The 16502-nt window shown below is 71.6% G+C and carries 15 protein-coding genes, 1 tRNA gene and 2 pseudogenes; 9 read left to right on the plus strand and 9 right to left on the minus strand.

Translation table 11 applies throughout. The features are described 5' to 3' along the window. Positions 1 to 64: 64 nt before the first annotated feature. Positions 65 to 718 (minus strand): hypothetical protein, encoded by a 654-nt coding sequence (locus ACY34K_RS13230; protein WP_462746471.1) that lies wholly within the window; start codon positions 716 to 718, stop codon positions 65 to 67. A 47-nt stretch (positions 719 to 765) separates the two neighbouring features. On the opposite strand from ACY34K_RS13230, the gene ACY34K_RS13235 reads away from it, so the two are divergent. Further along, on the plus strand, positions 766 to 954 hold the full coding sequence (locus ACY34K_RS13235) for a DUF5703 family protein (RefSeq protein WP_005319466.1): 189 nt from the start codon (positions 766 to 768) through the stop codon (positions 952 to 954). A gap of 72 nt (positions 955 to 1026) precedes the next feature. On the opposite strand, the gene ACY34K_RS13240 is transcribed toward ACY34K_RS13235, so the two are convergent. From ACY34K_RS13240 to ACY34K_RS13250, 3 genes are all read right to left on the minus strand, one after another. Continuing rightward, on the minus strand, positions 1027 to 1833 hold the full coding sequence (locus tag ACY34K_RS13240; RefSeq protein ID WP_462746472.1) for a chaplin: 807 nt from the start codon (positions 1831 to 1833) through the stop codon (positions 1027 to 1029). Between the two features lie 137 nt (positions 1834 to 1970). Then, entirely contained in the window at positions 1971 to 2204 is a 234-nt protein-coding gene (gene chpH, locus ACY34K_RS13245; protein WP_462746473.1) for a chaplin ChpH, read from the minus strand. 205 nt (positions 2205 to 2409) lie between these two features. Further along, on the minus strand, positions 2410 to 3750 hold the full coding sequence (locus ACY34K_RS13250; RefSeq protein WP_462746474.1) for a M20/M25/M40 family metallo-hydrolase: 1341 nt from the start codon (positions 3748 to 3750) through the stop codon (positions 2410 to 2412). A 218-nt stretch (positions 3751 to 3968) separates the two neighbouring features. Here ACY34K_RS13250 and ACY34K_RS13255 point away from each other — a divergent pair. Both ACY34K_RS13255 and ACY34K_RS13260 read left to right on the plus strand, forming a co-directional pair. Next, positions 3969 to 4053: transfer RNA gene (locus tag ACY34K_RS13255), tRNA-Leu, on the plus strand. A gap of 109 nt (positions 4054 to 4162) precedes the next feature. Then, complete coding sequence (locus tag ACY34K_RS13260) at positions 4163 to 5407, plus strand: ROK family protein (protein ID WP_462746475.1); 1245 nt, start codon at positions 4163 to 4165, stop codon at positions 5405 to 5407. Positions 5408 to 5490: 83 nt separating this feature from the next. On the opposite strand, the gene xylA is transcribed toward ACY34K_RS13260, so the two are convergent. Further along, the gene (xylA, locus tag ACY34K_RS13265; protein WP_462746476.1) at positions 5491 to 6660 is read right to left on the minus strand and encodes a xylose isomerase; all 1170 of its coding nucleotides are present in this window, start codon (positions 6658 to 6660) and stop codon (positions 5491 to 5493) included. 149 nt (positions 6661 to 6809) lie between these two features. Between xylA and xylB the strand changes: the two genes are divergently transcribed. Continuing rightward, positions 6810 to 8261, plus strand: coding sequence for a xylulokinase (xylB, locus tag ACY34K_RS13270; RefSeq protein ID WP_462746478.1), 1452 nt, complete (start codon positions 6810 to 6812; stop codon positions 8259 to 8261). Positions 8262 to 8307: 46 nt separating this feature from the next. After that, on the plus strand, positions 8308 to 9246 hold the full coding sequence (locus ACY34K_RS13275) for a pseudouridine synthase (RefSeq protein WP_462746479.1): 939 nt from the start codon (positions 8308 to 8310) through the stop codon (positions 9244 to 9246). Here the strand turns inward: ACY34K_RS13275 and ACY34K_RS13280 are convergent. Continuing rightward, entirely contained in the window at positions 9230 to 9859 is a 630-nt protein-coding gene (locus tag ACY34K_RS13280) for an MBL fold metallo-hydrolase (protein ID WP_462746480.1), read from the minus strand. The two genes, ACY34K_RS13275 and ACY34K_RS13280, sit on opposite strands and share 17 nt — an antisense overlap. Continuing rightward, on the minus strand, positions 9856 to 10944 hold the full coding sequence (locus ACY34K_RS13285; protein WP_462746481.1) for an S-(hydroxymethyl)mycothiol dehydrogenase: 1089 nt from the start codon (positions 10942 to 10944) through the stop codon (positions 9856 to 9858). The genes ACY34K_RS13280 and ACY34K_RS13285 overlap by 4 nt, the downstream gene beginning before the upstream one ends. A gap of 149 nt (positions 10945 to 11093) precedes the next feature. Between ACY34K_RS13285 and ACY34K_RS13290 the strand changes: the two are divergent. Continuing rightward, a pseudogene (locus tag ACY34K_RS13290) lies at positions 11094 to 11759 on the plus strand (multicopper oxidase domain-containing protein); the annotation flags it as partial. Positions 11760 to 11781: 22 nt separating this feature from the next. Then, positions 11782 to 12114 (plus strand): annotated as a pseudogene (locus tag ACY34K_RS13295) (multicopper oxidase domain-containing protein); the annotation flags it as partial. On the opposite strand, the gene ACY34K_RS13300 reads toward ACY34K_RS13295, so the two are convergent. Further along, on the minus strand, positions 12032 to 13498 hold the full coding sequence (locus ACY34K_RS13300) for an amino acid permease (RefSeq protein ID WP_462746483.1): 1467 nt from the start codon (positions 13496 to 13498) through the stop codon (positions 12032 to 12034). The pseudogene ACY34K_RS13295 and the gene ACY34K_RS13300 sit on opposite strands and share 83 nt — an antisense overlap. A gap of 199 nt (positions 13499 to 13697) precedes the next feature. Then, on the minus strand, positions 13698 to 14399 hold the full coding sequence (locus ACY34K_RS13305) for a FadR/GntR family transcriptional regulator (RefSeq protein WP_462746485.1): 702 nt from the start codon (positions 14397 to 14399) through the stop codon (positions 13698 to 13700). A 145-nt stretch (positions 14400 to 14544) separates the two neighbouring features. On the opposite strand from ACY34K_RS13305, the gene ACY34K_RS13310 reads away from it, so the two are divergent. Further along, positions 14545 to 15057 carry a gluconokinase gene (locus tag ACY34K_RS13310; RefSeq protein ID WP_462746486.1) on the plus strand — a complete coding sequence of 171 codons (513 nt, stop codon included), beginning with the start codon at positions 14545 to 14547 and terminating at the stop codon, positions 15055 to 15057. A gap of 8 nt (positions 15058 to 15065) precedes the next feature. Continuing rightward, the gene (locus tag ACY34K_RS13315; RefSeq protein ID WP_462746487.1) at positions 15066 to 16463 is read left to right on the plus strand and encodes a GntT/GntP/DsdX family permease; all 1398 of its coding nucleotides are present in this window, start codon (positions 15066 to 15068) and stop codon (positions 16461 to 16463) included. The last annotated feature ends 39 nt before the right edge of the window (positions 16464 to 16502 follow it).

The raw sequence follows: 16502 nt of genomic DNA on the forward strand, positions 1-16502 counted from the left end.
GGGGCCGGGTCCCGGGTGAGCGTGTCGCCCGGTGTCGCGGTCCCGCCGTCCCCGGTTCGATCGATCAGGAGCCGCCTGGGCTGTCCAGGTCGTCTCTCGGCTCGTCCTCGTCGAAGACCGCGCTGACGTCGAACCGGCAGATCACCCTGCCAGGGTCGGCCTGGTCGAAGGGGGTGCTGAGCCACTCGCCCGGTTCGGGGAGTTCCTCCGCCGCCGAGACCCAGAGGGTCGAGTCGCCCTCCTCCAGACCGAATTCCTTGTGCCGCGAGGCGATCTCGTCGGGTTCGAACTCCCCGAAGAGCACCCCGAGCGCCGCGTGGATGCTCTGCCCCACCACCGCGGCCGTGTCCGTACCGCCGTCCCCCCGGTCGAGGTCGGCGATGCGCTGCGACTGGGCCAGCAGCCGTTGTGGTTCGACCACCGCGTAGTCGCGGCGGATCAGGACGCTGAGCGCGTTCGGCTCCTCGGGGCCCGCGTACGGGGGCAGCGAGTCCTCCACGCCGGGGATCTCGAAGGGCGTGACCTCGTCGTACCGGTCGTAGAGCCGCTCGTCGTAGGCCTCGGCGGCCGCGGCGAGGGCGTTGAACGCGGCGTAGACGGCCGGGTCGTCATCACCGGTGCGGTTCTCGACCGCCTCCAGGTGGCGGTCCAGTGCGGCTTTCACCGCCTCGGCGGCGGCGCGTACCTCGGCAGCGGTGGGCTGCGCAGCATCAGACATAGTGCAGACGCTATCCGTACCGGGCCCATGCCCGCACAATAGATGCGATGCCGGAATACGAATTTGTCGACGTGTACGTACCTCGCGGGGTCTCCCGCAAGGAGGCGACCCGTCTGCTCACCGACCATGCCGAGTACGGACACTGGGAGTTGGACCGACTGAGTCTGCACCGGGACGGCAGCCGCAGAGTGCGGTTGCGCCGGCGCATCATCCGTCAGGTGCGCGCCACCTGGTGAGGTGAGGAACAGGACGGAGCGGGTCCCGCGACGCGGGGCCCGCTCCGTCGTCATTCGGTGCGACTTCGGCGACTACGAGGTCTGCCGGGCGCGACGGTAGAGGACCGTGCCCCCGAGCAGCAGGCCCGCGCCGGCGGGGAGCAGCAGCTCCAGCGGAGCCCCCGAGCCGGTCTGGGCGAGCTCGTCGTCCGCCTGCGGCGGTGTGACGGTCTGCGGGTCCGGCCGGTTCGGCTCGATCGGCGAACCGGAGTCCCCGCCGGGGCCGGGCTGACCGGGGGTGCCGGGGTTGCCGGGCTCGCCGGGGTTGCCGGGGTTACCGGGCTCCCCCGGGTTACCGGGGTTACCGGGCTCCCCCGGGTTGCCCGGGTTGCCCGGCTCGCCCGGGTTACCGGGGTTGCCAGGGTTACCGGGGTTGCCAGGGTTACCGGGGTTGCCAGGGTTACCGGGCTCCCCCGGGTTGTCCTGGCTGTGGCCGTTGGCGCAGTCGTTGCCGAACGTCGGGTTCAGGACCCCGACCACGTCGACGCTGTTGCCGCAGGCGTTGACCGGGACATTGACCGGGGCCTGCACGTTGTTCCCGGAGGCGACACCGGGCGAGTCGCTGGTCGAGCCATGGGCCTTGGCACCGCTCGACTCGTTCTCACACGTGTTTCCGAATGACGGGTTCAGCGCCCCGATGACGTTCACGGAATTACCGCACGCGTTCACCGGAACGCTCACGGGGACCTGTACGGAATTCCCGGAGGCTACGCCCGGTGAATTCGACGCGCCGCCGTGGGCGGCCGCGCCCGTGTGCGCCTGTGCGTACCCGCCGCCGAGGGCGAGCACGCCGCCTGCGGCCGCCACGATGGTCAGGCCCTTGCGCGTGACCTGTCGCATAGCTAGTTTCCTTGCCTTCCAGGCTTTCGGACTTCCCCGGGCACGGCGCCCGGGGCCCAATGCCCACCGGCCCCGGAGCGCATGGCGCGCGCTCCGGGGCCGGCCGGGCTCAAACCCCTACGGGGCGAGGCTCAACGTCAGGCGTTGATGCAGGTGTTGCCGAAGGCGGGGTTCAGCAGACCGATCACGTTGACGGTGTTGCCGCAGGCGTTCACCGGGATGTGGACCGGAACCTGAACGACGTTGCCCGAGAGCACGCCGGGGGAGCCGACAGCGGCACCCTGCGCACCCGCGTCGGCGATGGCCATGCCCGCGCCCGCCAGCACCAGACCGCCAGTGGCAGCCGCAACGGCGACGACCTTCTTGATCATTATTCCTCCTTGTTGGCAATGCGGTCCCAGCCGCGGACCGCACACCTGTAACGAGGGGGAATCGAGGGGGCTACGTGGCCCAGGGATCGTTCACCCGTTCCGGTCACATTTGTACACGCGGGCGATTATTGGAGTTTCGTTTCAGCCGACTATCCTGCCCCAGAGACACCCTTTCCGGTCTCTTCCGAACTGCTTTTCCGATTATTCAGCTCGCGTCGATGAACCGGTCGAGGACCCGGACGCCGAACTTCAGACCGTCCACCGGGACCCGCTCGTCCACACCGTGGAACATGCCCGCGAAGTCGAGCTCCGGCGGGAGCTTGAGGGGGGCGAAACCGAAGCAGCGGATGCCGAGGTCGTCGAAGGACTTCGCGTCCGTGCCGCCGGAGAGCATGTACGGGACGGCCCGGGCGATCGGGTCCTCGGCCTTCAGCGCCGACTGCATGGCGTCCACCAGGCTGCCGTCGAAGCTGGTCTCCAGGGCCTTGTCGGCGTGCACGTCCTCGCGCCGGACGCGCGGGCCCAGGATGCGGTCGAGGTCGCCCAGGAACTCCTCCTCGTACCCCGGCAGGAAGCGGCCGTCGACATGGGCGGTGGCCTGGCCGGGGATGACGTTGACCTTGTACCCGGCGCCGAGCATCGTCGGGGCCGCCGAGTTGCGGAGGGTGGCGCCGACCATCTTGGCGATGCCGCCCAGTTTGGCGAGCGTGGCGTCCATGTCCTCCGGATCGAGCGGTGTGCCGAGCGCGTCGGACAACTCGTCGAGGAACGACCGCACCGTCTTGGTGACGCGCACCGGCCAGGTGTGCCGGCCGAGCCGGCCCACGGCCTCGCACAGCTCGGTGATCGCGTTGTCGGTGTTGGTCATCGACCCGTGGCCGGCGGTGCCCTCCACGGTGAGCCGCATCCAGTGCATGCCCTTCTGCGCGGTCTCGACCAGGTACAGGCGCAGGTTCTCGTTGACGGTGAAGGAGAATCCGCCGACCTCGCCGATCGCCTCGGTGACGCCCTCGAACAGGCCGGGGTGCTTGTCCACGAGGTGGCGGGCGCCGTACGTGCCGCCGGCCTCCTCGTCGGCCAGGAACGCCAGCACGATGTCGCGCGGGGGCTTGCGGCCGCTGCGCAGCCGGTCGCGCACGACCGCGAGGGTCATCGCGTCCATGTCCTTCATGTCGACCGCGCCCCGGCCCCAGACGCAGCCGTCGGCGATCTCGCCCGAGAACGGATGGTGCGTCCAGTCCTCGGCGTTGGCGGGCACGACATCGGTGTGGCCGTGGATCAGCAGCGCGGGACGGGACGGGTCCTCGCCCTCGATCCGCGCCACCGTGGAGGCCCGGCCCCTGTGGGACTCGAAGATCTCGGGCTCCAGTCCGACCTCGGCGAGCTTCTCCGCGATGTACTCGGCGGCGGCACGCTCCCCGGGGCCCGAGTGGTCGCCGTAGTTGCTGGTGTCGATCCGGATGAGATCGCGGCAGAGGTCGACGACCTCGTTCTCGGCGGACTCGCCGCTTCCGGTGGCGTTCCGGGCCGTGCTCGACTCGCTCACTCTGGTTCCTCCCGCGTCGCTGCTGGTGGTCCCCCTCATCCTCCCGCTCGGCGTCCCGGTGCCCAAGGCCGCCCCCGGGCGCGCGGGCTTGGGAGCGGGTGGGCGCGGGTGCGGGCGCGGGACGTGCGGGCGCGGGACAGGGGGCGTGATCGGGCACCCCGATTGTTTGCTATGGTTTTCCACGTCGGAACGGCCCAGGGCCGCGAGACAGACACCTGGTCCGGGTGGCGGAATGGCAGACGCGCTAGCTTGAGGTGCTAGTGCCCTTTATCGGGCGTGGGGGTTCAAGTCCCCCCTCGGACACAACAGAGATACGCGTGGAGCGCGGGTTCGGCCGGAGGCCGGGCCCGCGCTTTCGCGTTCCGGCGGGACGACCGGGGCGTTCGGGGATTCGCATAGGCTCGGCCGCACGATGAAGAACACTCTGGATCCGCTGGAGCCCAAGGCCGACAAGGCCACCGTGCGGCGGCACAACCTCAGTCTGGTGCTGCGGGCCGTGCACGACGAGGGCGAGGCGACCCGGGCGGCGGTGGCCGCGCGGGTGGGTCTGACGCGCGCGGCCGTGTCGTCCCTGGTCGAGCAGTTGCTGACGAGCGGGTTCCTCACGGAGTCGGGCAAGACGTTCAGCGGGCAGGCGGGGCGGCCGGGAACGGCGCTCAGGGTGGCGCGGACCGGGCCCGCCGGGCTGGGTGTGGAGATCAACGTCGACTACGTCTCGGTGTGCGTGGTCGATCTCGCGGGCACCGACCGGGTGCGGCTCACCGAGCACCTCGACAACCGGGGCGTACCGGCCGCCGAGGTGCTCGACCGGGCCGCGCGGATCGCGGCGCGCACGCTGGAGTCGGCGGGTGAGCAGGAGCTGGTCCCGGCGGGGGTGCGGCTGGCGCTGCCCGGCCTGGTGTCCGGCGGTACCGTCCGCCAGGCGCCCAACCTCGGCTGGAGCGGGGTGGCGGCGGAGGAGCTGTTCGGCGGGGCGCTGAGCGGCCTGCTGCCGGAGGGGCGGGCCCTGCCGGTGGGCTCGGACAACGAGGCGAACGCGGCGGCTCTGGCCGAGCTGTGGTTCGGCGGGCTCGGCCGCGTGCGCAGCTTCGTCTATCTGACCGGTGAGATCGGGGTGGGCGGCGCGCTGGTCGTGGACGGGGAGCTGATGCGCGGCGCGCACGGCTTCGCCGGCGAGATCGGGCACGTGGTGGCGGACGTGGACGGGCCGGAGTGCCGGTGCGGTTCGCACGGCTGCCTGGAGCTGTACGCCGGGCAGGGGGCGCTGCTGCGGGGTGCGGGGCTCGGCGCGGACGCCGGGCCGGCGGGGATGGCGGAGCTGGAGCGGCGGGCCCGCCGGGGCGACCCGCGGACGCTGGAGGCGCTCGGCCGGGCGGGCCGGATGCTGGGGCTCGTGGTCTCGGGGGCGGTGAACCTGCTGGACCCGGACGCGGTGGTGCTGGGCGGGATCTACCGCTCGCTGATGCCGTGGCTGGGGCCGGCCGCGGACCGGGAGCTGACCGGCCGGGTGGTCTCGGGCCTCTGGCCTGCGCAGAGCGGCCTGCTGCGGGCGTCCTCGTCCTCGGGTGACGCGGCGCGGGGCGCGGCGGCCGTGGTCGTGCGGGACGTGATCGCCGACCCTGCGGGCTACTCGGAGCGGGCGGCGGGCGCACGCTAGGGAGCGTCCGGGGCCCGGCAGCGGGCCGCCTCCCGTGGCCCTCCCTTGCCGGGTGCGCCCGCCCGTGGCCGGGGCGCGGCGGGTCAGCGCACACCCAGCAGATGCTCCAGTGCGAGCTGGTCGAGGCGTTCGAACGCCATGGAGCGGGCGGCGGCGGCCCGGGCGTCGAAGGTTTCGTGGGCCGAGGGGTCCGCGAGGAGGGCCGCCAGGCCGTCGGGGGCGGTGGGGAGGGCCAGATCGGGGAGCCGGGAGGCCTTGAGGGCGGCCCGGGCCTCGGGGTCCGCGCGGAAGGCCGCGGCGCGCTCCTTGAGGATCAGGTAGTTGCGCATGCAGTTCCTGGCGGACTCCCAGACGCCCTCGGGGCCGTCCGTGCGGACCGGTTTGAAGTCGAAGTGGCGGGGGCCCCGGTACCCGGCGCTCTCCAGCAGGTCGACCAGCCAGAAGGCCTGGCGGACGTCGCCCGCCCCGAAGCGGAGGTCCTGGTCGTACTTGATGCCGGACTGGCCGTTGAGGTCGATGTGGAGCAGCTTGCCGGCCCAGAGGGCCTGGGCGATGCCGTGGGGGAAGTTGAGTCCGGCCATCTGCTCGTGGCCGACCTCGGGGTTGACGCCGACGAGCTCGGGGCGCTCCAGGCGCTCGATGAAGGCGAGGGCGTGGCCGATGGTCGGCAGGAGGATGTCGCCGCGGGGCTCGTTCGGCTTGGGCTCGATGGCGAAGCGCAGGTCGTAGCCCTGTTCGGTGACGTACTGGCCGAGCAGGTCGAAGGCCTCCTTCAGTCGGTCCAGGGCGGCGCGGACGTCCTTGGCGGCCCCGGACTCGGCGCCCTCACGGCCGCCCCACGCCACGTACACGTGGGCGCCGAGTTCGACGGCGAGATCGATGTTGCGGATGGTCTTGCGCAGGGCGTAGCGGCGGACGTCGCGGTCGTTGGCGGTGAAGGCACCGTCCTTGAAGACCGGGTGGGTGAAGAGGTTCGTGGTGGCCATCGGCACCTTCATGCCGGTGCGCTCCAGGGCGTCGCGGAAGCGTTTGACCGCGGCCTCGCGCTCGCCCTCGGTGGATCCGAAGGGGATCAGGTCGTCGTCGTGGAAGCTGACGCCGTGGGCGCCGAGGGCGGCCAGGCGTTCCACCGCCTCGACCGGGTCGAGGGCCGGGCGGGTGGCGGTGCCGAACGGGTCGGCTCCTTGCCATCCGACGGTCCACAGTCCGAACGTGAACAGGTCATCGGGGGTGGGAGTGAAGCGTTCCGACATGGTCCGGCCCTTCGGCTCGTAGGGGCAGCTTTTATTTGTTCGCTCACTTTACTAATACGCCATCGCCGACGACTCGCCAAGAGGAGCCCGGGCGGCTCGCCCAAGGAAGACCCTTCCGGCCTGGAATTTGTTTTGTGTACGATCAAAAAATGGACCGAGCGACGTACGTCATCGGCGTGGACAGCTCCACGCAGTCGGCGAAGGCGGCCGTGGTCGAGGCCGGCTCCGGGCGGCTGCTGGCCCTGGGACGGGCCGCGCACACCGTGAGCGGCGAGGGCGGGGCCAGGGAGAGCGACCCCGCGCTGTGGTGGCGGGCGCTGTCGGGGGCGGTCACGGCCGGGCTCAGGGAGTCCGGCGCGGATCCGCGGGCCGTCACCGCCATCGCCGTCGCGGGCCAGCAGCACGGTCTGGTCGTCCTGGACGGCGCCGGCCGCCCGCTGCGTCCGGCCCTGCTGTGGAACGACACCCGCTCCGCGCCCCAGGCCGCCGCGCTCGCCGCCAAGCTCGGCGCCCAGGCCTGGCTGGAGCGCACCGGTTCGGTCCCGGTGGCGTCCATGACGGCCGGCAAGTGGCAGTGGCTGCGGGAGAACGAGCCGCGCATCGCCAACGCCACCGCGGCCGTGCGCCTCCCCCACGATTTCCTCACCGAGCGGTTGTGCGGCACCGCCGCCACCGATCCCGGCGACGCGTCCGGCACCTGCTGGTACAACACCGCGACCGGGGCGTACGACCGCGGACTCCTGGAACTCCTCGGCCTGGACGACGCGCTGCTCCCGGCCGTCGCCCCGACCGGCGCGACCCGGGTCGGCGCGCTGACCGCCGCGGCCGCCGCCGAACTCGGTCTGCCGGAAGGCATCGCGGTCGCCGCGGGCACCGGTGACAACATGGCCGCCGCGGTCGGTCTCGGCCTCGGCGGGGCCGGCCTCCTCGACCACCCGGTGGTCTCGCTCGGCACGTCCGGGACGGTGTTCACGGCGACCCGCAGCCGTCCCGCCACGGCCGCCCTCGCCGGGTTCGCCGCGACGGACGGCGCGGGCGTCCACCTGCCGCTGGGGTGCACCCTCAACTGCACGACGGCGGTCGACAGGATCGCGCGGCTGCTGGGCCTGGACCGCGAGGACGCGGCGCCGGGCGGCGACGCCGTCCTCCTGCCGTACCTCGACGGCGAGCGCACCCCCGATCTGCCGGGCGCCACGGGACTGCTCACCGGGCTGCGCCACGCCACCACGCCGCAGCAGCTCCTCGGGGCGGCCTACGAGGGCGCGGCGTTCACACTGCTGCGGACCCTCGACGCGCTGCCGGGCACCGCCGACGAGATGCCGCTGCGCGTGATCGGGGGCGGCGCCCGCGGCCGGACCTGGGTGGAGACGGTGCGCCGGCTCTCGGGGCGTCCCGTCGTGCTGCCGCGGTCGACCGAGCTGGTCGCACTCGGCGCGGCCGCACTCGCCGCCGGCGCCTCGACCGGAGAGGACCCGGTGGCCGTGGCCACCGCCTGGGGAACGGGGGGCGGCGAGACGCTGCCGCCCGTCGAGCGCGATCACGCCACCTGGGACCGGATCGCCACGGTCCTGGACGGCTTCGTCTCCCTCACGTCCCCGTGAGAGCGGGAGGGACGGCCGTCCCGGCCCGCGGGGCTACCGTGGGGCGGTGAGACGCAGAACGAAGGCACCGGCGGCACCACTGCCTCAGCGCTCGGGCATCGATCCGGTGCGGGTGCGGCTGCCGGCCGATCCGGACGGGGCGTGGACGACCGTCCGGGACCATCTCGCCGCGCGGTACGCGGGGGCGATCGGGGCCGAGCGGGTGGACGCGATGCTGGCGGAGGGCCGGTTCGTGGGCGCGGACGGCGGGCCGGTCGCCGCCGGTGAGCCGTACACCGCAGGGCGGTACCTCTGGTTCCACCGGGAGTTCCCCGCCGAGGAGCGGGTGCCGTTCGAGGTCGGGATCGTCCACCGGGACGAGCGGATCGTGGTGGCCGACAAGCCGCATTTCCTGGCCACGATGCCGCGCGGCCGCCATGTGACGGAGACGGCGCTGGCCCGGCTGCGGCGGGACCTCGGGCTGCCGGAGCTGCAGCCGGCCCACCGCCTCGACCGGCTGACGGCGGGGCTCGTGCTGTTCGTCGTACGCCCGGAGGACCGGGGTGCCTATCAGACGCTGTTCCGGGACCGGAGGGTGCGCAAGGAGTACGAGGCGGTGGCCGCGTACGACGCCGGGATCACGCTGCCGGTGACCGTACGCAGCCGGATCGTGAAGGAGCGCGGGGTGCCGGCGGCCCGGGAGGAGCCCGGCGAGCCGAACAGCGAGAGCCGGATCGAGCTGGTCGAGCGGTGGGACGGGGCGCCGGACCTGGGCCGGTACCGGCTGGTGCCGGCGACCGGTCAGACCCATCAGCTGCGGGTGCACATGAGCGGCCTGGGGCTGCCGATCCTGCACGACCCGCTCTATCCGGTGGTGCGCGAAGACGGGCCGGAGGACTACCGGCGTCCGCTGCAACTGCTGGCGCGGGCGCTGGAGTTCACCGACCCGTTCTCGGGCCGCACGGAGCGGTTCGTCAGCCGGCTGCGGCTCAGTGGCCCCGACTGATCCATTCCGCGAGGTGCGGGGCTTCGGCGCCGATGGTGGTCGGCTCGCCGTGTCCCGTCCGTACGGCGGTGTCCGGAGGCAGTGTCAGCAGCCGGTCGCGGATCGAGTCGATGATCGTCGGGAAGTGGGAGAAGGACCGGCCGGTGGCGCCCGGGCCGCCCTGGAAGAGGGTGTCGCCGGTGAACACGGTGCCCAGGTCCGGCGCGTAGAGGCAGACCGCGCCGGGGGCGTGGCCCGGGGTGTGCAGGACGGTGAGGTCGGTGCCCGCGATGGTGAGGACCTGACCGTCGGTGAGTTCGCCGTCGGGGTGGTGGTCCGGGTGGGTCTGCTTCCACAGGGGCAGGTCGTCGGGGTGGAGCAGGACGCGGGCGCCGGTGGCGGCGGCGAGGGCCGGGGCGGCGTCGATGTGGTCGTTGTGGGCGTGGGTGCAGACGACGGCCCTCAGGGTGCGGCCGTCCAGGGCGGCGAGGATGGCCTCGGCGTCGTGGGCGGCGTCGATGACGATCGCCTCGGAGTCGTCACCCACGATCCAGACGTTGTTGTCGACGTCCCAGGTGCCGCCGTCGAGCGAGAAGGTGCCGGAGGTGACGAGGTGGTCGATGCGGGCGGTCATCCGAGCACCACCACCGAGCGCAGGACGTCGCCCTCGTGCATCCGCGCGAAGGCCTTCTCCACGTCGCCGAGGCCGATGGTCTCGGTGACGAACGCGCCGAGGTCGATACGGCCCTGCTGGTGCAGGTCGATGAGCATCGGGAAGTCGCGGGACGGCAGGCAGTCGCCGTACCAGGAGGACTTGAGCGCGCCGCCGCGGCCGAAGACGTCCAGGAGCGGCAGCTCCAGCTTCATCTCGGGGGTGGGGACGCCGACGAGGACGACCGTGCCCGCCAGGTCGCGCGCGTAGAACGCCTGCCGGTAGGTCTCCGGGCGGCCGACCGCCTCGATGACGACGTCCGCGCCGAAGCCGCCGGTGAGTTCGCGGATGGCCTCGACGGGGTCGGTGGTGCGGGAGTTGACGGTGTGGGTGGCGCCCATGTCGGTCGCCGTCCGCAGTTTCCGGTCGTCGATGTCGACGGCGATGATCTTCGCCGCTCCGGCGAGGCGGGAGCCGACGATCGCCGCGTCGCCGACGCCGCCGCAGCCGATGACCGCGACCGAGTCGCCGCGGCCCACCTGGCCGGTATTGATCGCCGCGCCGATGCCGGCCATCACCCCGCAGCCCAGGAGGCCGGCGACGGCCGCGGAGACGGCCGGGTCGACCTTGGTGCACTGGCCGGCGGCGACGAGGGTCTTCTCCGCGAACGCGCCGATACCGAGGGCCGGGGAGAGCTCGGTGCCGTCCTGGAGGGTCATCTTCTGCCGGGCGTTGTGGGTGTCGAAGCAGTACCACGGGCGGCCGCGCAGACAGGCCCGGCAGCGGCCGCACACCGCCCGCCAGTTCAGGATCACGAAGTCGCCGGGGGCGACGTCGGTGACGCCCTCGCCGACCGATTCCACGATCCCCGCCGCCTCGTGACCGAGCAGGAAGGGGAAGTCGTCGTTGATCCCGCCCTGTTTGTAGTGCAGGTCGGTGTGACAGACCCCGCACGCCTGGACCTTCACCACGGCTTCGCCGGGGCCGGGGTCGGGCACCAGGATCGTCTCCACCCGGACGGGCTCGTTCCTGCCCGGGGCCACGACCCCTTGGACCTGCTGCGTCATCGCGGCTCTTCCCTTCCTCGTGCCGGTGTCCGCAACCACTATTCCCTGTCATGGTCATCCACCGGGGTGAATCTTTCGGCCAGATGGCCGGGCCGCGGCAACTCCGTCCGGCGGTGGGCCGTCCTTCCCGGTGCGAGGACACTCACGGCATGACGGGGGAGACCTTGACCGAGCTCGTCGAGGACATCGCCGAGGAGATCGCCGAAGCCGTGGCGGGACTGGAACTCGTCCCGTACACGAACCCGCTGACCGTCCCACCGGTGCTGCGCCCCGACCGTCCGGACGTACTGCACGAGAGCGAGATCGCGCTGCGGCCGACCTGGGTCCGGATGCACAGCCAACTGCCGCCCACGCTCATGTGGGGCTACGAGGGCAGTGTTCCGGGGCCGACCATCGAGGTGCGCCGGGGGCAGCGGATCCGGATCGCGTGGACGAACCGCGTCCCGCCCGGCAGCGAGTACCCGGTCACGGCGGTGGAGGTGGACCGGGTGGCGGGACAGCCCGATCCGCACAACCGGCCCGGCCGGGAGGGCGTCGCGCCGAAGAGGGACGTGGCGGCGCTGCCCGCGTGGTCGGTGACGCATCTGCACGGCGCCCAGACCGGCGGCGGCAACGACGGCTGGGCGGACAACGCTGTCGGTCACGGCGACGCGCAGTTGTCGGAGTACCCGAACGACCACCAGGCGGTGCAGTGGTGGTACCACGACCACGCCATGAACATCACCTGCTGGAACGTGTACGCGGGCCTGGTGGGCACCTCTCTGGTGCGGGACGGCGAGGAGGACGCGCTGGGGCTGCCGGCCGGGGGGCTGGAAGGACGTCTTCCGGGTCACTCAGGGGGAGATGGTCCGTGTGATGGGCCGCTTCGACGGGGCGTACGGACGGTTCATGTACCACTGCCATCTGCTGGAGCACGAGGACATGGGCATGATGCGGCCGTTCGTGGTGGTGCCGAAGGAGGCGCTGAGGTTCGACCACGGCGGCGGGCACGGGGGCACCACTGACCGCCGGGGAGTGACACGAGGGCCGCATGACGAAGCCCCCGCCGGATCGGCCCGGCGGGGGCTTCGTACGCCGTGTGCGGGCGTCAGTCCTGCTGCTGCGAGGCCGCCAGGGCGGCAACCCGCTTGCGGACGGCGAACCAGCCGCCGACCATCAGGAGCGCGATGACCGGGACGTAGTTGACGGTCTTCTGGCCGACGCCGCCGCCGTACCACATCAGGAACAGGACGGTGGCGAGGAAGATCAGCGTCACGATCTGCGTGTACGGGGCCCAGGGCAGCCGGTAGGACGGGCGGGTGACCTTGCCCTCCTTGGCGCGGGCCCAGAACATCAGGGAGCAGAGCATGATCATGCCCCAGGTGCCGAGGATGCCGATGGAGGCGAGGTTCAGCACGATCTCGAACGCCTCGCCGGGCATGACGTAGTTCAGGCCGACGCCGAGGACACCGAACGCGGCGGTGAGCAGGATGCCGCCGTAGGGCACCTGGCCCTTGTTCATGCGGGCGGTGAACTTGGGCGCGGAGCCCGCCATCGCCATCGAGCGCAGGATGCGGCCGGTGGAGTACAGGCCGGAGTTGAGGCTGGACAGGGCGGCGGTGAGCACGACCAGGTTCATGACGTGGGCCGTGCCGGGGATGCCCAGCTTGTCGAAGAGGGTGACGAAGGGGCTCTGGTCGCCGGAGTAGGCGGTGTACGGCAGCAGCACCGCGAGGAGCACGACCGAGCCGACGTAGAACAGGCCCACGCGCCACATGATCGAGTTGATCGCCTTCGGCATGATCTTCTCGGGGTTCTCGGTCTCACCGGCGGCGACGCCGACGAGCTCGACGGAGGCGTAGGCGAAGACGACGCCCTGGACGACCAGGAGCATGGGCAGCATGCCGAGCGGGAAGACGCCGCCGTTGTCCGTGATGGTGGACAGGCCCGGGGTGTGACCGCCGACCTCGTGGGAGGTGGCGACGAGGAAGATGCCGACGCACATGAAGATCACCAGCGCGGCGACCTTGATGATCGCGAACCAGAACTCCATCTCGCCGAAGTACTTCACCGAGATCAGGTTCGCGGCGAGGACGACGGCCAGGGCGATCAGCGCGAGGATCCACTGCGGGATGTCGCTGAACATGGCCCAGAAGTGGGCGTAGGTCGCGGCCGCGGTGATGTCCGCCACGGCGGTGGTCGACCAGTTGAGGAAGTACAGCCAGCCGGCCGTGTAGGCGCCCTTCTCGCCCATGAACTCACGGGCGTAGGAGACGAAGGCGCCGGAGGAGGGGCGGTAGAGGACGAGCTCACCCAGCGCCCGGACCACGAAGAACGCGAAGATGCCGCAGACGGCGTAGGCGATGGCGAGGGAGGGGCCCGCACCCGCCAGACGGCCACCGGCTCCGAGGAAGAGACCGGTGCCGATCGCGCCGCCGATGGCGATCATGTTGACGTGGCGGGACTTGAGGTCCTTGCTGTAACCGGCGTCACCGGCGTCGATGTGGGGGGTACCCGTCGCGGCCGGAGAACCGGAACTCAGGGTGTCGGCCGCAGGCATGGTGCGGTCACTCATCTAAAAGTCGCCTTTGTGAGGAGTCGTGCGGTAATCAGCCGTACGCCGGTGATATGCGTGGTCACCGTGGCATGAGGCCAGGGCACATAGTCACGGCAAGACCGCCGTTTTGGCTGTGGCCTATGTCACGTAACGGCTGATCTGAGGTGTTTTTGAGGTTACTGGCCGGTTAACGGCTTAAGCAGCTTAAAGGGTGGGGTCAGGGCGCGAGGACATCGAGCTCCTTGAGGGCGCCCGTCGCGATCTCGCGCGTGAGCTCCTCGGCGCGCGCCGCGTCCCGCGCCCGCACCGCCTCGGCGACCCGGACATGCAGGGTGACGGCCGCGGGGTCGGGGTCCTCGAACATCACCTGGTGGTGCGTGCGGCCGGCGAGGACCTCGGCGACGACGTCACCGAGCCGGGCGAACATCTCGTTGCCGGAGGCGTTGAGCACGACCCGGTGGAAGGCGATGTCGTGGACCAGATACGCCTCCAGCTGCCCACCGCGGGAGGTGGCGACCATGCCCAGGGCCTGTTCGGTGAGCTCACGGCACTGCTCGGGAGTGGCATGGAGGGCCGCGAGGCCGGCGGCGACCGGCTCGACGGCCGAGCGCAGGACGGTGAGCGAGCGGAGCTGGCGGGGGCGGTCGGCGCCGGCCAGCCGCCAGCGGATGACCTGCGGGTCGTAGACGTTCCACTGCTCGGTGGCGCGGACCGTCACACCGACACGGCGGCGTGACGCGACGAGGTGCATCGACTCCAGGACGCGGACGACCTCGCGGACGACGGTGCGGGAGACCTCGAAGCGCTGGGCGAGCTCGTCGGTGCGCAGCACGCTGCCCGGCGGGTACTCCCCCGCGGTGATCGCGAGACCCAGGGTGTCCAGCACATGCGTATGGAGCCCCTGCGCCTGAGTCGTCATGTGCATAGCGTAACCGCCGCTGAAAAGTATGACTTTTATGTCACAGGCTCTTGAATACGTCGTACCCCATGGGTTTCAGTGTCCGGCGACGGACGCCGCGGTGGCGTCCGGATCGATGTCGAGGAAGACAGCGAGGCGCCCCCCCATGCAGAAGCCCCCAGTCGTCGTCGTGATGGGCGTCGCCGGCACCGGCAAGACCACTGTTGGTCCGCTGGTCGCCGAGCGTCTGGGCGTCCCGTACGCCGAGGGCGACGACTTCCACCCCGAGGCCAACATCGCCAAGATGTCGGCCGGCGTCCCGCTCGAGGACGCCGACCGGTGGCCCTGGCTCGACGCGATCGGGCGGTGGGCGCACGGCCGTGCGGGGCTCGGCGGGGTGGTCAGCAGCTCGGCGCTGAAGCGGGCCTACCGGGACCGGCTGCGAGCAGCCGCCCCCGGCGCCGTCTTCCTGCATCTGACGGGCGACCGGGCGCTCGTCGAAGGGCGGATGCGGGCGCGCACCGGGCACTTCATGCCGGCCGCGCTGCTGGACTCGCAGTTCGCCACGCTCCAGCCGCTGGGCGACGACGAGGCCGGTGTCGCCGTCGACGTCTCCGGCACCCCCGAGGACATCGCCGACCGTGCCGTCGCCGCGCTGCGCCGGCTCACCACCCCCTAGGAACCCCTGTGACCAGTCTCAACGTCGAGGTGCTGGCAGCGGACGCCATCGAGCCGATCACCTCGGCCGGCAACGCCCGGCTGGGCATCGCCGTCCTGGCGGGCATCGCCGTCATCGTCCTGCTCATCACCCGCTTCGCACTGCACGCCTTCCTGGCGCTGACCATCGGTTCGCTGGCACTGGGTTCGTTCGCGGGCGCCCCGCTCGACGACACGATCACCTCCTTCACCAAGGGCCTCGGTTCGACCGTCTCGGGTGTCGGTGTGCTCATCGCCCTCGGGGCGATCCTCGGCAAACTGCTGGCGGACTCCGGAGGCGCCGACCAGATCGTCGACACGATCCTGGCGAAGGCGGGACGGCGCGGGATGCCATGGGCCATGGTGCTGATCGCCTCCGTGATCGGGCTGCCGCTCTTCTTCGAGGTCGGCATCGTCCTGCTGATCCCGGTGGTGCTGCTCGTCGCCAAGCGCGGCAGTCACTCCCTGATGCGTATCGGCATTCCCGCGCTCGCCGGCCTGTCCGTGATGCACGGGCTGATCCCGCCGCACCCGGGCCCGCTGGTGGCGATCGACGCGCTCGGCGCCAACCTGGGTGTCACGCTGGCACTGGGCCTCGTGGTCGCCGTTCCCACGGTGATCATCGCCGGACCGCTGTTCTCGCGGTACGCGGCCCGCTGGGTGGACATCCAGGCGCCCGAGCGCATGATCCCCCAGCGTCCCTCGGAGGACCTGGAGCGGCGGCCCGGCTTCGGCGCCACGGTGGCGACGGTGCTGCTGCCCGTCGTGCTGATGCTGGTCAAGGCCCTGGTGGACATCGACGTGGACGACCCGGAGAACGCGATACAGCGGGTCACCGATGTCATCGGCTCGCCTCTGCTCGCGCTGCTCGCGGCAGTCCTGGTGGGCATGTTCACGCTGGGGCGGGCGGCCGGTTTCACCAAGGAGCGGCTCTCCTCGACCGTCGAGAAGTCCCTTGCCCCGATCGCCGGCGTGCTGCTCATCGTGGGGGCGGGCGGCGGCTTCAAGCAGACGCTGATCGACGTGGGCGTCGGGCGGATGATCCTGGACTTCTCCGAGGACTGGTCCGTCCCGGTGCTGCTGCTGGCCTGGCTGATCGCGGTGGCGATCCGGCTGGCGACCGGCTCGGCCACGGTCGCCACGATCTCCGCGGCGGGTCTGGTGGCGCCGCTCGCGGCCGACATGTCGACGACGCACGCGGCGCTGCTGGTGCTCGCGATCGGCGCGGGCTCGCTCTTCTTCAGCCATGTGAACGACGCCGGGTTCTGGCTGGTGAAGGAGTACTTCGGGATGAGCATCGGTCAGACGATCAAGACCTGGTCGGTGATGGAGACGATCATCTCGGTCGTCGGAATCGGGTTCGTCCTGCTGCTGTCGCTGGTGCTGTAGCACCGCGCGCATATGCGATGCCGTTCGCGGGGCGTGCGT

The sequence above is a fragment of the Streptomyces sp. STAM6 genome (genome assembly GCF_054963715.1).